Raw genomic sequence first — 14,527 nt, forward strand, 5'->3', positions numbered from 1 at the left:
AAAAGTCTTTGGAAAAGGGGGTATGGGGGAAAGAACCTTTCCTCAGAAAGGTTTTTCCCCCATAATTACGCGTAAACTTCTATATAAGCACCGCCCTTACAGTCCGCCTTTTTTGCTTATTAATGCATTAATCCTTTTCACCGGTGTCGAGGTCTGTCATGCTTTTCATTCCTATGGCAAGGGTAGAGGCGTTGTGCAGCAGTGCCGATACCGCAGGAGAAAGTATACCCAGAGCTCCCAGAACTATCAGCCCTGCGTTGAAGCTGATGATAGTACGGTAGTTCCATGCGATACGCTTCATGAGAGCGTCGCTGTACCGCTTCAGCTCCACAAGGGAGTAAAGGTCCTCGGCGGAAATGGTTATATCCGCTATCTCACGGGCTATGGCAGCTCCGGTGCTGATGGCTATGCCTGCATCGGCTTCGCTGAGGGCAGGGGAGTCGTTGACACCGTCGCCTATCATGATGACCTTTCTGCCTGCTTCATGCTCGCTGCGTATGAAGGCAGCCTTGTCCTCGGGGAGCACCTCGGAATGGTACTCGTCCACGCCTACCTTTTCGGCAACAGCCCTTGCGGTGCGCTCGTTGTCGCCTGTCATCATGACTACTCTGGAAAGCCCTGCCCTGTGGAGCTGCTCCACTACCTGTGAAGCCTCCTTGCGGAGGGGGTCCTCTATACATATTACAGCCGCTATCTCACCTGCAATAGCGAGATACAGGTGTGAATACTGTTTGGGAAGGTGCCTGAATACCCTCTCATCGGGGATAAGGCACTTTTCGTCCTCGACTACGAAATGATAGCTTCCTATGAGGACTCTTTCGCCGTCAACAGAGCTTGATATGCCGTGTGCCACAACGTATTCCACCTTTGAGTGTCGTTCCTCGTGGAGAAGTCCGCGCTCCTCAGCCTCCTTCACTACCGCATTTGCGATGGAGTGAGGGTAGTGCTCCTCAAGGCAGGCTGCCAGCCGCAGCATCTCAGCCTCGTCTCTGCCGCCGAAGGTTATGACCTCAGCCACCCTCGGTGAGGAGTAGGTAAGAGTTCCCGTCTTGTCGAAAACTATTGTATCCGCCTCGGAGACAGCCTCAAGGAAGCGTCCGCCCTTGACGGTTATGCCTGCCCTGCTGCACTCCCTCATTGCTGAGAGCACGGATATGGGCATTGCCAGCTTCAGTGCGCAGGAGAAGTCCACCATGAGTATGGACACCGCCCTTGTGACATTTCTCGTCAGCAGCCAGGTGAGGATAGTTCCTCCCAGGCTCCAGGGCACCAGCTTATCCGCAAGATGTGCAGCTTTGTTCTCAGCTGTGGATTTCAGCTTCTCCGACTCCTCTATCATCTTCACGATACGGTCATACCGTCCGCCTCCTGCTATGCTCTCAACGCAGACAGTACACTCGCCGTCTTCAACGACTGTTCCAGCGTAGACGTAGGAGCCCTCGCTCTTGTGGACGGGTACGGATTCTCCCGTCATTGAAGCCTGGTTCACCATGGCGTCGCCTGCGGTGACTTTGCCGTCAAGGGGTATCATGGAGCCTGTGCGGACGATGACCATGTCGCCCCTGCGTACCTCGGACACCGGCACAAGCACTTCCTGCCCCTCGGAGGTCTTCAGCCAGACCTGCTCAACTCCCAGGGACATGGTCCGCGCAAGGTCGTCTACTGAGCGCTTGTGTGTCCACTCGTCAAGAATGTCGCCCACCTTCAGCAGGAACATTACAGAGCCAGCGGTGTTGTAGTCTCCCCTCAGCAGTGAAACTCCTATTGCTGTGGCGTCAAGGACAGCCACCTCTATCTTTCCGTGAAGCAGGCATTTTATGCCCCTTGCTATGTACTTTACGGCTCTTATGAAGGAGATTATCCTTCTTATGGGTGCAGGAAGCAGCAGCTTGTGCAGGAGCCTGTGTGTTACTGCGGAGACCAGCTTCTCCTCGTATTCGCGGTTAAGCTCTCTGCCGGTATGCTCGGGGACAAGCTCCGCCGCCCTTTCGGCATCAAGAGACAGCTCCGAAAGAGCCTTTATGACAGCCCCTCTGTGACATTCATAGCTGATAATAATATCACAGGTCCTGTCAAAGACCTTCACGTTCCTGACGCCGCTGAGGGCGGCAAGGCTGTATTCGGCTATATCAGCCTGTCTGAGCGTCATTCTGCTCCGACAGATATGCACCCTGATACGTCCCTTTGATTCATGCAGTACAGTGCATTTCATATCTATTCCTCCGTCCTTATACAGAAACAGACCGCCTTGGCGGTCTGTCATTCCTTACAGCTCCTCAGCTGCGTCCCCGGTTTTTTCTCAGCTTCCTCGCAAGCGTCCTCAATGAGGGCTGCTTCCTCCTCCGCAGCACGCTTTTCGTTTATCTCCTTAGCGTCTGCAAGGATATCGTCGCAGTTCTCACGGACTGTGGTAACAGTTTCCATTACGCTTTCCTTAGCGCGGAGTACAGCCGCAGTTGCATTGGTGTAGCACTTCTTGGCGTCCTTGCTGGATAATACCTTGACACCTGCTGTTCCGAAGAGCACACCGCCTGCAAACAGACCGAGCTTTGACCATGATATACCTGCCATCAATATCACCTCGAATTATTGGTATCGGTAAGGACTTTTTCCGCCCTTCCATGATTTAATTCTACAACATCTGAGGGCTTTCTTTCCGCTCCGAACAGTTGAAAAAGTTATACCGCCCTATCCGCGCAGATCCCCGATTATACGGGAGCCGCAGCGGTTTTTGCTGCGAAATGCTCCATTCGGACACCTGCGTATTTCCTGTAATCACGGGGACTTCTTCCCATGACATCGCGGAACGCCTTTGCGAACTTGCTGCCGTTGTCATAGCCGCAGTCCACAGCTATATCAAGTATGTTCCTGTCGGTGGTGCGGAGGAGCTCTGCGGCGGCATACATCTTCTGACGCCTCAGATAGGCGTACAGCGAGCAGCCGTAGACCATGCGAAAGCAGTACTTCAGCTTGGTCTGTGAGACTCTCATCATATCCGCCAGCTGAGCAATGGTGTAGTGCTCGTTTATATTTGAGCAGGCGAAGGTGCAGACCTTATCCGCCACCTTCATCTGTTCGTCGGTGATGCTGTGCTCCCTTGCCTGAGAGGTCTCCATATCAATGTCACCCAGAGCCATGAGCAGCTCTACAGCCTTTATCCTCATGAGACCTGCGGAAGCTTTTTCCCGCAGGTCCCACAGCTCCTTGAATATATGTACAGCGATGTCGGGGGTACCGTTCACGTACAGTGCTCCCCTCAGCCTTTCTGCCAGCAGGGCAGGTACTCTCTCCGCACCGTCAAGGAGCTGTGAAAGCTCCTTCATGTCCCCATTCATATCCGCCAGCAGAGTAACTCCGCTGTATTGTCCCGTGGGGTATCTTGCTCCCGTATCGCCGGGGCTGCACCTGCGCATCATGTATTCATCTGCGGATAGATAATAGCAGTGCTGTGACCTGCGGTATTCGCTCCTGCCGCCGCAGCAGAAGCTGACCTCCAGGAGATCCCCTGTCACAGGCGGTGAAGCTGCGCCGCCAATGCTGAAAATATCATGATAAATGAGACTTATTCCCGAAAACAGCTTGTATACGGTCATTGCTCCCCGCCTCCTTTCTGTATGTCCATATCGGAGCCGTTATTTCTTTCCGATGAGGAGCTTTGAGCCGCCAAGCCCCAGAGTTGCAGCCTCAAAGCCCGTCATGAATGTGCCGTCGGTGGTGTCGATGAGCTCGACGTACTCATAGCCCTCGCTGCGGAGCTCCTCTGCAAAGCGCTCCATATCGCCGTATCTTGAATTTGACATAATGTCATGTATAGCGAAGGTGCCGCCCTTTTTCAGTACGCGCAGTGTTTCCCTGAGAAGCTGCTGCTTGTCCGCACCTGTAATGTTGTGGTAAACGTAGTTGCTGGTCACAGCGTCAAAGCACTCGTCGGGAAAGTCAAGGGAAGTAGCGTCCCCCTGATAGAACTCCGTGTTGCTGACGCACTCGGCGTCGGCGTTGTCCTCGCAGAGCTGCTGATTGAAGGAGGCATACTCCTTGCCCCAGCGGTCAATGCCTATCATTCTGCCCTGAGGGTTGCGCTTTGCGCAGGCAATGGTGAGAGCACCGCTTCCGCAGCCAATATCAAGCCCCACACCTCCCTCGGGAAGGTCTATGTACTTTGCAGTTCCTTCAACTATCTGCTTTGACAGCTTTCTTGAGCCGTTATATGAGAACTTGCCGTGGGCATAAATGCTCCAGGCAGCCATAGCTCCGCATACGGCAGTGCCTGTACCGAGGGCTCCCGTGACCACTGTCCTGGCAGTGGGAGAGAGCTTGTCCCCGCAAATGACCGCAGCCGCGGTTCCTGCCGCAAGAAGAACAGTTCCCGCAGTCAGAGCCGCCACCATGCCGTTTGGCACCCAGTTTTTATATTCAGCTTCCATCTCTTTTCCTCCGTTTATAGATTTTGCATAAATTTGTCGCTCATAAATATATTTGTATTAGCTAACATAGTTAGATAAAGCAAACACAATATTATTATATCACTTTATTCTCCATAATTCAAGAGGGTAGCCCGGGGAAACACAGTTTTCAGACAAAAAACAGTCCCCGAAGCATATGGGACGCTTCGGGGACTGTTTCCTTTAGGGGAGGTGTATCATGAATTTACTTTTTAACGTTGAATGCTGCCATTCCGGGATATACTGCAGATGCGCCCAGCTCTTCCTCAATTCGGAGAAGCTGATTGTACTTTGCAACACGCTCTGATCTTGAAGGAGCACCTGTCTTGATCTGGCAGGTGTTGAGAGCTACTGCAAGGTCTGCGATAGTTGTATCAGCAGTCTCACCTGATCTGTGTGATGAGATAGCTGTGTAGCCTGCCTTGTGAGCCATCTTGATAGCCTCAAGAGTCTCGGAAACGGAACCGATCTGGTTGAGCTTGATGAGGATGGAGTTGCCTGCGCCAAGTGAGATACCCTTTGAGAGACGCTCTGTGTTTGTAACGAAGAGGTCGTCGCCTACCAGCTGAACCTTGCTGCCGATCTTGGCTGTCATTCTCTGCCAGCCTTCCCAGTCCTCCTCGTCGAGACCGTCCTCGATGGAGATGATGGGGTACTTGTCTACGAGGGACTCCCAGTGAGCGATAAGCTCATCGGAAGTGAACTCCTTGCCGCTCTTGGGCTGCTTGTAGAAGCCCTTGCCCTTTTCGCTCTTCCACTCAGAGGAAGCGGCGTCCATAGCGATCATGAAGTCCTTGCCGGGCTCGAAGCCTGCTGCCTTGATAGCCTCAAGTATCTTCTCGATAGCCTCTTCGTCGCTGGTGAGCTTGTTGGGAGCGAAGCCGCCCTCGTCACCTACGGCTGTAACGTCGCCCATGTCCTTGATGAGCTTCTTGAGAGTGTGGAACACTTCAGCACACCATCTGAGGGCTTCCTTGAATGAGGGAGCGCCTACAGGCATGATCATGAATTCCTGTGTATCTACTGCGCTGTCAGCGTGAGCACCGCCGTTGAGAATGTTCATCATGGGAACGGGGAGCTTTGTGCCCTGGATACCGCCGAGGAATCTGTACAGCGGGATACCGAGAGCCTCAGCAGCTGCTCTTGCTGAGGCGATGGAAACTGCCAGGATAGCGTTAGCGCCCAGCTTTGACTTGTCCTTGGTGCCGTCAGCCTCGATCATAGCCTTGTCGATGGCGTAGATGTCTGAAGCGTCCATGCCCACCAGAATATCGTTGATAACGTTGTTGATGTTGTCAACAGCCTTCTGAACGCCCTTGCCGAGATAGCGGCTCTTGTCGCCGTCGCGGAGCTCAAGTGCCTCAAATTCGCCTGTTGAAGCGCCGCTGGGAGCAGTACCTCTTGCGACTGTACCGTCTGCAAGGTAAACCTCAGCCTCAACTGTGGGATTGCCTCTTGAGTCCATGATCTCTCTGCCGATGACCTTTTCAATTTCAAGATATGTCATATTTTTACTCCGATCTGCCGCAATGAAGAATACGGCGTGTATTTATCAGCGTGCTCAGCACGCACTGATCCGTGCAGGCTCTTGAATATGCACCTTATCCGGAAGTGCAGACCGAAAGGAGCCTGCAATGATTTATTCGCGTTAGCTATCGCTAACGAATTTTATTCTAACATTATTTTTTACAGTTGTCAATGAAGTAACCACTAATTTATGATTTTTGTGAATAATCACATCTCTGTTCTGACCACGGAAAAAAATTGTAGAAAGATATTACAAACAAAAGGCTCCTTATATGGTTGAAAGTTGCACTGTGCTAACATAGGCAAATATGCGTAGATATTACATCTTGTAAAATTTATGTTAGTGTGATATAATATTAATGTTCGCGGTGCTGACTGCTTTTCCGCGGACAAAAAAGGGATATTAGGAGGATATAATTATGACAGCAGTTGAATTCAAGGACGTAGTCAAGACCTACGGCAAAGGCGAGGGTATGCAGGTAGCTGTGGACCATGTGAGCTTTACCATTGAAAAAGGAGAGTTCGTGGTCATTCTGGGACAGTCCGGTGCGGGAAAGTCCACTGTGCTGAATATGCTCGGCGGCATGGACGTACCTACGGAGGGAAAGGTCATCGTGGACGGCAATGAGATCTCGTCATATAACGACAACAAGCTCTCGGAGTACCGCGCTGAGACCATAGGGTTTATATTCCAGTTCTACAACCTTCTCCCGTCCCTGACGGCTTACGAGAACGTGGCTCTGGTAAAGGACATCAAGAAGGACGCTCTCAGTCCCGATGAGATGCTTGAGAGAGTGGGGCTGGGAGACCAGAAGCACAAGTTCCCCACACAGATGTCGGGCGGTCAGCAGCAGAGAGTCTCCATCGCGAGGGCTCTTGCCAAGAACCCTAAGATAATACTGGGCGACGAGCCTACGGGAGCCCTTGATTCCGAGACGGGAAAGCTGGTCATCGACCTTCTTCAGAAGCTCTCCACAGAGAACGGTCATACCGTCATACTGGTAACACACAATGCGGACATTGCTAAATGCGCCAACAAGATAATACATATGCGCAACGGCAAGATAAAGTCCATAAAGACCAATGAAAGCCCCCTGTCCGTAAATGACATCGAGTGGTAAGACGAGAAAGGGGAAAGGATAAATGCTCTGGAAGAAAATGCTCCGCGATATGCGGGCGAATTTTGCACAGTTCCTGTCAATACTCATACTGTCCATGGTTGCAATGTGGTGCTATACGGGATTTCAGGCAAATGTTATAGGCGGCAATGCCGCAAGGAAGGATTTTGAAAAGAATGCCAATTTTTCCGACGGCTGGATATACGGCTCAGGCTTCGGCACTGAGGAGGCTGACAGGGTAAAGGCTCTGGACAAGGTGAAGGACGTTCAGCTCAGGACAAAGATACTGGGCAAGGCGGACGAGAAGTACAACACCGCGGAGATGTACTGCATTTTTCAGGACAGCGCTTCCGTGACGGTGCCCTATACCATGAAGGGAGCGGACTATGACCCTGCCGACACTGAGGGCGTGTGGCTGTTTTACAGGTTCGCCGAGGCATGGGATCTGAACATCGGCGACAGGCTGACCGTTCATGTTCTCGGACAGGACATAGAGAAGGAGATAAAGGGACTTATCGCAACTCCCGAATATGAGTTCGTTTGCGCTTCCTCGGATACGGATACGGACTTCCATAACATCGGCTTTGTTTATCTGGCTCAGGAGGTGCTCCCCGAGGAGCTCCGCATAAACAATGAGATGATATTCACCTGTGAGGGTGACCCTCTCAAACTGGAGGACGATATTGCTTCCGCCCTTGATGACAACTACTCCTTCATCGGCGACCGCAGGAGCGTGGACGGCTATAACCGTCTCACCGACGAGCTGAAGCAGCATGACAGCTTCTCATACATATTCTCATTCGTGTTCGTTGCCATAGCTCTGCTGATAATCGTCACCACCATGAAGCGTATGATAGCTCAGCAGCGCACACAGATAGGCACCATGAACGCTCTCGGCATGAAGAAGCGGAAGATAATGACCCATTACCTCAGCTACAGCTTCGTCATCTCTGCAATAGGCTGCGTCCTCGGCATGGTGCTGGGACTTTTCACCTTCGGAAAGCTCATGGTGGATATGTTCAGTCAGTTCTATCAGGTGCCTGACTGGCGCCCCGGCTATGACTACAAGAGCATAATACTTGCGGCGGTGATAGTTTTCATCTGCACAGCGGCGGCGTATGTGAGCTGCAAGCAGATACTGAAAATACACCCCTCGGAGGCACTGAGACCTGCTGCCGCTCCCACGGCAAAGAAGTGTATTTTCGAGAAGCTGCCCTTCTGGAACAAGCTGGGCTTCAACTCAAGGTACAACCTCAGAGATGTTTCACGCTCAAAGATGAGAGCCTTCATGGGCATATTCGGCACCTGCATGGGCATGATGATAATGACCCTGGGACTGGGTGCCTACGATACCGTGGACTATGTGAAGAACTGGTATTTCAGCGATATACAGAACTATGAGGAGCAGGTGCTGTTCAAGGACTCCGCTTCCATAGAAGACGCAGAGGCGCTCCGCGGCGAGATCGACGGCGAGCTTATTGCCATGAATATGATCTCCGTGGCTGCTGACCCGCATCCCACCTCCGACGATATAATCAGCTGCACTCTTTCCGTGACCGAGGGCAAGGGACTTTTCCGCGTTTCCGATGTTGACCTTAATATCTGCCCCGTGGAGAAGGGCACTGTGGCTCTCACCATGAAGCAGGCAAGGAAGCTGGGACTGAAAAAAGGGGACAAGGTCTACTGGAAGACCGCAACGGGCGACAAGTGGAACGAGAACACTATCGGTCTTATCTCCCGTCACCCCTCCGTAACGGGCATAACCATGCTTCGTGAGGACTATGAGGCGGCAGGCTTTGATTTTGCCCCTGCCATGATGGTCTCCAAAAATGACTGTACCGCTGCTGAGGACAGGGACTACGTTTCCGCAGTCCACAGCATGACGGATCTTAAAGCTGCCTTCGACAAGAACATGGAGGTCATGAACCTGCTGGTGTACTTCATGGTGGGCTTCTCGGCGCTTCTCATCATCATCGTGCTCTATAACTCGGGAAATCTCTCCTTCAACGAGCGCGAGAAGGAGTTTGCTACCCTCAAGGTGCTTGGCTTCAAGAGCAAGGCGGTGAGAAGGCTGCTGTCAACGCAGAACCTGTGGCTGTCGGTCATAGGCGTTATCCTGGGCATCCCCCTCGGAAGGGCACCCCTTCAGGCGATGATGGACTCAAACGGCGATGCTATTGACTGGCCCTGCTATATAAGTCCCCTGACCTATGTCATAGCGGCGGCATTTGTAATGCTCATATCCGTGCTGGTGGGCTTCATGTTCTCAAGGCGCATAAAGCGCATAGACATGGTGGAAGTGCTCAAAGGCATGGAATAAAACCGGGTATACAGAAGCGGCTCTTTCGGGAGCCGTTTCCTCTTATATAGCCGAAAACGGTCTGTGTGTCTGTGGCGGATACAGCTGCGTAACGATTGCACAGGGGCAACTCCGGAATGAAAAGGGGCAGTAAAAATCTGTGCAAAAGATACAGTTTCACCGCCGTGTCAACGGGGTGCATGATAATGTTTTACAAAACTAACATCAGACCCGTATAACTGCCTTGACAAATGTTAAACTGAATGATATAATTCTATTCGGTTAGAAACAACTAACCTATTATATAAAGCTATGCGGAGTTCATCTCCGTATATTTTATCAAGATATGTTAGATTTACATAACATTCCATTAACAAGGAGGGACCCATGAGTATTGTGATCGTAGGCGGCAATGACCGTATGGCGACAAGGTATCAGGACATATGCAAATCGTTCCACATCAAATCCAAAGTATTTACTCAGATGCCTGCGGATTTCGAGAATAAGATCGGCTTTCCCGACCTGATGGTAGTATTTACCGGTACCTGTTCTCACAAAATGCTCAGCGGCGTTAAGAAGCGCTCAGAAAAACACGGGATCCCTGTGGAGCACATTCACAGTTCCAGTGTGAGCGCGCTGAAACAGCTGCTTACCAATTACGCGTAGTCCCGCTGACTTTGCAGAAAGCAGCAGGGAAGGCTACTGACTATCCTGCCGAAACGGCAGTTCCGGGCTGTCTCAGGACGGTCCGGGACAAGGGTAGCATAATGGGGAGGAAGCTATGTCTGAATGTGAAAAGCATGAATTCGAGAATACTCTTGCGATACATACCGCGCCGACGCTTCTCGGCGTGAAGTGCGCGAACCTGGTCTCCGTGAGCCAGTCCGAAGGGGATGTGAGGAGATACGTTGAAGCTTCTGCGGAGAGCGCTGCGGCACATGGTCTTAAAATGAAGGTACTGTGCAGGTGCAGGGAGCGCACGCTTATATATGTCTATCATGAAAAGCTGCTGAGCGCATGGCTGAGCAGGGCAGATGTTGAGGATTTCCTTTCAGATCACGGCTATACTGCGGACATGAGCTTTGAAGAAAAGCTTGCACTGCTGACAGACCGTATGAGCTGCGGCAGCTTCCCTCATGAGATAGGCGCATTTTTAGGGTATCCGCTGGAGGATATAAGGGGATTTATCGAAAATCAGGGCAGGAACTGCCTGCTGTGCGGCTGCTGGAAGGTCTACGGAGACGTTGAGTCGGCACAGCGTACATTTAATATTTACGGTCGATGCAGAGATATTCTGTGCGATAGATTAAACAAGGGACTTGATATGTTTCAGGCTCTTAAAATAACCAAGGAGGAATTATCATGAAAACAGCAGTTATCTATTGGAGCGGCACAGGCAACACAGAGGCTATGGCTAAGGCAGCAGCAGAGGGCGCAAATGCAGAGCTCTTTAGCGTTTCCGAGTTCAGCGGCAATGTTGCAGACTATGACGCTATCGCTTTTGGCTGTCCCGCTATGGGCGCAGAGGTACTTGAGGAGGACGAGTTCGAGCCCTTCTTCACAGCAGCAGAGGCTTCACTCAGCGGCAAGAAGGTACTTCTTTTCGGCTCCTACGGCTGGGGCGACGGCGAATGGATGAGAAACTGGGAGGAAAGAGTTAAGGCAGCAGGTGCTGAGCTGGTAAACGGCGAGGGCATCATCGTAAACGAGGCTCCTTCCGACGACGATCTCGCTAAGATCAAGGAGATCGCCGCTGCAATAGCATAAGAAAAATATAAATAATTGTAAAGAGGTTGAATTAGAACAATGAAGAAATCATTATCGATCCTCAGTGCAGCTCTTCTGGCAGCTGCTTCTGTTATCCCCTGCGCATCAGGCGCAGCTGACGACCAGGTCTACGGCATGATGAAGATACCCTATGCTGATTTCTATGCAGCAGAGCTCAACAACAGTGTGGCAGTAGACGCAGTTTCCTCAGCAACAGCAAACAAGTGGAACATGACAGATACAGGCTCCGTACAGGAGGACGGCACATGGAAGAACGGCGGTCTCTGTGCAGGTACATACAACGACGGCGCAGGCAAGATCCTGGGCGTTATCTATCCCGTAAGCATCTCACAGGCAGACCTTGATTCACTGACAGATAAGTATGACTTCACAGCACTTGACACAGCTCCCGCAGCTTACAAGCCCGTTACAGTTGAGGGCGGCAAGGCTTCCTTCGGAAAGCTCGTTGACACAAACGGCGAGGAGGCTCTCGGCGGCGAGGTAAAGGTATCCACAAGATCAAATTACGGCGACTATCAGATCAGCGTAAGCGAGATCCCACAGAATGCCGATATTTACGGCGTTATCGTAAAGACCTCGGAGGGCACTTCCTACGGTATGCGTGCTCTTGAGAATATCTGGCGCAACGGTGCTATCTCATGGGGCGCAGGCGTAAAGCAGAAGGAGAGCCACGGCAACGTTCTTTCCTCAGAGCACTATAAGAGCTCTCAGGGCCAGACCATCACAGAGGTGACATTCATCACTCTCGGCGGCTACAGCACTGTTTCGGGTCAGAACGTATACCTTCCCTTAAAGGTGGCAGACTCACTTTCAGTTGAGGACGGCAAGGCAGGCAGCGGCTCAGTCAAGTTCGACAACTCTGTATTCCCTGCCGACTACGCTCAGACAGGCACAGTTGCCGACGGCTTCACAGTTTCCGGAAACACTGTCAGCTACACAAATGCAAAGCCCGGCAGATACACACTGACTGTTTCTGATTCCAACGGCAAGTATTCCGACATAAGCGGAAACTTCATGCTCACCTCAAGCGACATTCCCGTAAAGTATGCAGACGGCAAGCTTGTTGCAGCAGACGGCTTCACAGCTGATGACGCAGCAAACTTCCTCAAGAACATCTCCTCCGTAAAGGTAGGCGAGAACACCTACAATACAGGACGCCGCGGCGTTACAGTCATCGACCCCGAAACAGGCGAGATCAAGATGGACGCCAAGTCAGGCGAGACAAATGTATTCGACGGCTCGGGCAAGTACAGCCTCTCTGTTACAGCAACAGGCTACACAGAGCCCTATAACTTCGAGATAGACACAAATCCCGTAACAACAACTACTACAACAGGCAGATCAACAACTACTACAACAAAGGCTAAGTCAACATCAAAGACAACTACAAAGACTACAACAAAGTCAGACAGCCCAAAGACAGGAGACACCTCCGCAGCAATGCCCATCATGGCACTTGCAGCAGCAGGAGCCTGCGCAATAGCTTTCAGCAAGCGCAGAAAGTAATAACAGAATAACTCTCCATTCCTTTCACATTCCCTGAAATACTCTCCCGCAATGACGCGGGGGAGTATCTTACAGGGATAATTTTATGTAGAAGGCTATAAGCCTTCGGACAGGAGCAAGTATGATATTTCTTATATCCCTAATTCTGACAGCAGCCTTTGTATGGTTCGGCGCAGACCTTCTGAAAAAGAAGCCCGCTGTATGTTATATCGCAGCCGCTGTGCTCAGTGCCGCAGCATTTGCCGCGGGACAGGCTGATATAAAGTTCCCCGAGTGGTTCAGTACCTACGTCCTGGGAATATTCAACAAGGGTGCCCTTGCCTGTGCGCTGTGGTGTGCAGTAGCCTGGGCAGCAGCCCTTCCCAACGGCTCGGCAGCCATAAAGAAGATAATGCCCATCCGCGGCGAGCTGTCTATCTTTGCGGCTCTTATAACCCTTTCCCATGCCGTTACATACACGCTGTCATACCTTGACAGGTTATCCACCTTCAGCAAGTACAATATCTCTCCCAGCACCGAGTTCATCACCACCTGTGTGGTATGTCTCATACTCATGCTAATCATGATCCCCCTCACGGTGATCTCGTTCAAGACCATCAGAAAGAAGATAAAGCCCAGGACCTGGAAGAATATCCAGCGCGCGGCATATGTATTCTACGCACTCATCTATGTGCACATCATGGTCATCTATCTCCCCAAGGTAAAGCGCGGCGGAGCAGATGTGATACTGAGCATTCTTCTCTATTCTGCAGTTTTCTTCGGCTATGCTGTATTCCGTATCATAAAGTGGTATGTGAAGTCCAAGAAGCCTGCAAAGAGCGGAGCTCTCAACGCTGTATGTACAGCGGCTGTAGTCCTTCTCACGGGAGGCGCTGTGATGTTCATGCAGCCCGGCAAGGAGGCGGCTCCCAAGCGTACAGGCAACAGCAGCAAGAAGGCAGTCCTCTCCGAGGAGGCTACAAAGACTGTGAGCGATGATACCGCCGGGACCACCACGGCTGCGGCTGAGGACGAGGAAAAGGTCGGTACAACAACTGCCGCAAAGACTACCAAGGCTAAGGACGACAAGTCAAAGACCGAGTCCACCACAGCGGAAAAGAAGTCCGATGAGGATAAGGAAAAGGAAAAAGAAAAGGAAAGCAGCAATGAGTCCGCTGAGGACAGCGGCAGCAGCTCTCAGGAAGAAGAGGAGGCTCCTCAGGAGGAACAGCAGCAGGCAGCTGCAGAGCCAGAGGTGCAGTACATCTACAATAACGGTACATTCACAGGCACGGGTACCTCTCCTGCCGATGAGGGCAAGGACTATGAGGGAACAGTCTATGCCGATGTCACTATCGAGAATGACGTTATAACTGCTATCAGTCTCAGCTTCCCCGACGATGACGCGGACTGGTGCGTAATGGCTGAAAAGGCTATCCCCGGCAGGATAATGTCGGCACAGAGCGCCGATGTTGATGCAAGCTGCGGAGCTACAAGAAGCGCTGAGGGCGCTATCGCCGCAGTCAAGGACGCCCTTTCACAGGCAAGAAAATAAGACGATACAACAAAAAGCCCATGTCATCAAGACATGGGCTTTTCATATTAAGGCATTTTGTGAAGATGTCTGTATCTATGGACGGGAGCAAGCGTTCACTTTCTGTGGCAGGTGCCCTTCATGGCACAGTTCTGACAGCCGTGACCGCATGATGATCTGCCCTCTTTCTTATCCTTTATCATCTTGTAAAGGATAAGTCCCACAACAGCGATGAGTATCAATGCGACTATTATAGTTCCGAGGTTTGCCGAAAGCCATCCGATCATATTTATCCCTCCTGTATGTTTCCCCCGTCGTAGGACGGGGGATAGGT

General features: G+C 51.6%; 13 protein-coding genes. 7 read left to right on the forward strand and 6 right to left on the reverse strand.

Annotated features, from left to right (window positions below; translation table 11 throughout):
• Positions 1–127: 127 nt before the first annotated feature.
• The 5 genes from T488_RS0104855 to eno all read right to left on the reverse strand — a co-directional run bounded on the left by T488_RS0104855 (position 128) and on the right by eno (position 5,949).
• Complete coding sequence (locus T488_RS0104855) at positions 128–2,212, reverse strand: heavy metal translocating P-type ATPase (RefSeq protein ID WP_028519829.1); 2,085 nt, start codon at positions 2,210–2,212, stop codon at positions 128–130.
• Between the two features lie 47 nt (positions 2,213–2,259).
• A complete protein-coding gene (locus T488_RS0104860; RefSeq protein WP_037297137.1) occupies positions 2,260–2,571 on the reverse strand; it encodes a DUF6110 family protein in 312 nt (103 codons plus the stop codon).
• A 137-nt stretch (positions 2,572–2,708) separates the two neighbouring features.
• On the reverse strand, positions 2,709–3,593 hold the full coding sequence (locus T488_RS0104865) for a helix-turn-helix domain-containing protein (protein WP_028519831.1): 885 nt from the start codon (positions 3,591–3,593) through the stop codon (positions 2,709–2,711).
• A gap of 39 nt (positions 3,594–3,632) precedes the next feature.
• Complete coding sequence (locus T488_RS0104870; protein ID WP_028519832.1) at positions 3,633–4,424, reverse strand: class I SAM-dependent methyltransferase; 792 nt, start codon at positions 4,422–4,424, stop codon at positions 3,633–3,635.
• A gap of 223 nt (positions 4,425–4,647) precedes the next feature.
• Entirely contained in the window at positions 4,648–5,949 is a 1,302-nt protein-coding gene (eno, locus tag T488_RS0104875; protein WP_028519833.1) for a phosphopyruvate hydratase, read from the reverse strand.
• A 439-nt stretch (positions 5,950–6,388) separates the two neighbouring features.
• Here eno and T488_RS0104880 point away from each other — a divergent pair, with 439 nt between their 5' ends.
• From T488_RS0104880 to T488_RS0104910, 7 genes are all read left to right on the forward strand, one after another.
• A complete protein-coding gene (locus T488_RS0104880; RefSeq protein WP_028519834.1) occupies positions 6,389–7,090 on the forward strand; it encodes an ABC transporter ATP-binding protein in 702 nt (233 codons plus the stop codon).
• 22 nt (positions 7,091–7,112) lie between these two features.
• On the forward strand, positions 7,113–9,407 hold the full coding sequence (locus T488_RS0104885) for an ABC transporter permease (RefSeq protein ID WP_028519835.1): 2,295 nt from the start codon (positions 7,113–7,115) through the stop codon (positions 9,405–9,407).
• Between the two features lie 366 nt (positions 9,408–9,773).
• A complete protein-coding gene (locus tag T488_RS0104890; RefSeq protein WP_028519836.1) occupies positions 9,774–10,052 on the forward strand; it encodes a DUF2325 domain-containing protein in 279 nt (92 codons plus the stop codon).
• Positions 10,053–10,167: 115 nt separating this feature from the next.
• Positions 10,168–10,752, forward strand: a complete 585-nt coding sequence (locus T488_RS0104895; protein WP_028519837.1) for a DUF3793 family protein — start codon at positions 10,168–10,170, stop codon at positions 10,750–10,752.
• Complete coding sequence (locus tag T488_RS0104900; RefSeq protein ID WP_196243270.1) at positions 10,749–11,153, forward strand: flavodoxin; 405 nt, start codon at positions 10,749–10,751, stop codon at positions 11,151–11,153. Before T488_RS0104895 ends, T488_RS0104900 begins: the two co-directional genes overlap by 4 nt.
• Before the next feature lie 39 nt (positions 11,154–11,192).
• Positions 11,193–12,680, forward strand: a complete 1,488-nt coding sequence (locus T488_RS0104905; RefSeq protein ID WP_028519839.1) for a hemoblobin-interacting domain-containing protein — start codon at positions 11,193–11,195, stop codon at positions 12,678–12,680.
• 121 nt (positions 12,681–12,801) lie between these two features.
• On the forward strand, positions 12,802–14,214 hold the full coding sequence (locus T488_RS0104910; protein ID WP_028519840.1) for a ferric reductase-like transmembrane domain-containing protein: 1,413 nt from the start codon (positions 12,802–12,804) through the stop codon (positions 14,212–14,214).
• A gap of 95 nt (positions 14,215–14,309) precedes the next feature.
• Here the strand turns inward: T488_RS0104910 and T488_RS19235 are convergent, their stop codons facing one another.
• On the reverse strand, positions 14,310–14,480 hold the full coding sequence (locus tag T488_RS19235) for a FeoB-associated Cys-rich membrane protein (RefSeq protein WP_082320437.1): 171 nt from the start codon (positions 14,478–14,480) through the stop codon (positions 14,310–14,312).
• Positions 14,481–14,527 lie beyond the last annotated feature (47 nt).

The sequence above is a fragment of the Ruminococcus flavefaciens ND2009 genome, from assembly GCF_000621785.1.
Lineage (GTDB): Bacteria > Bacillota > Clostridia > Oscillospirales > Ruminococcaceae > Ruminococcus > Ruminococcus flavefaciens_C.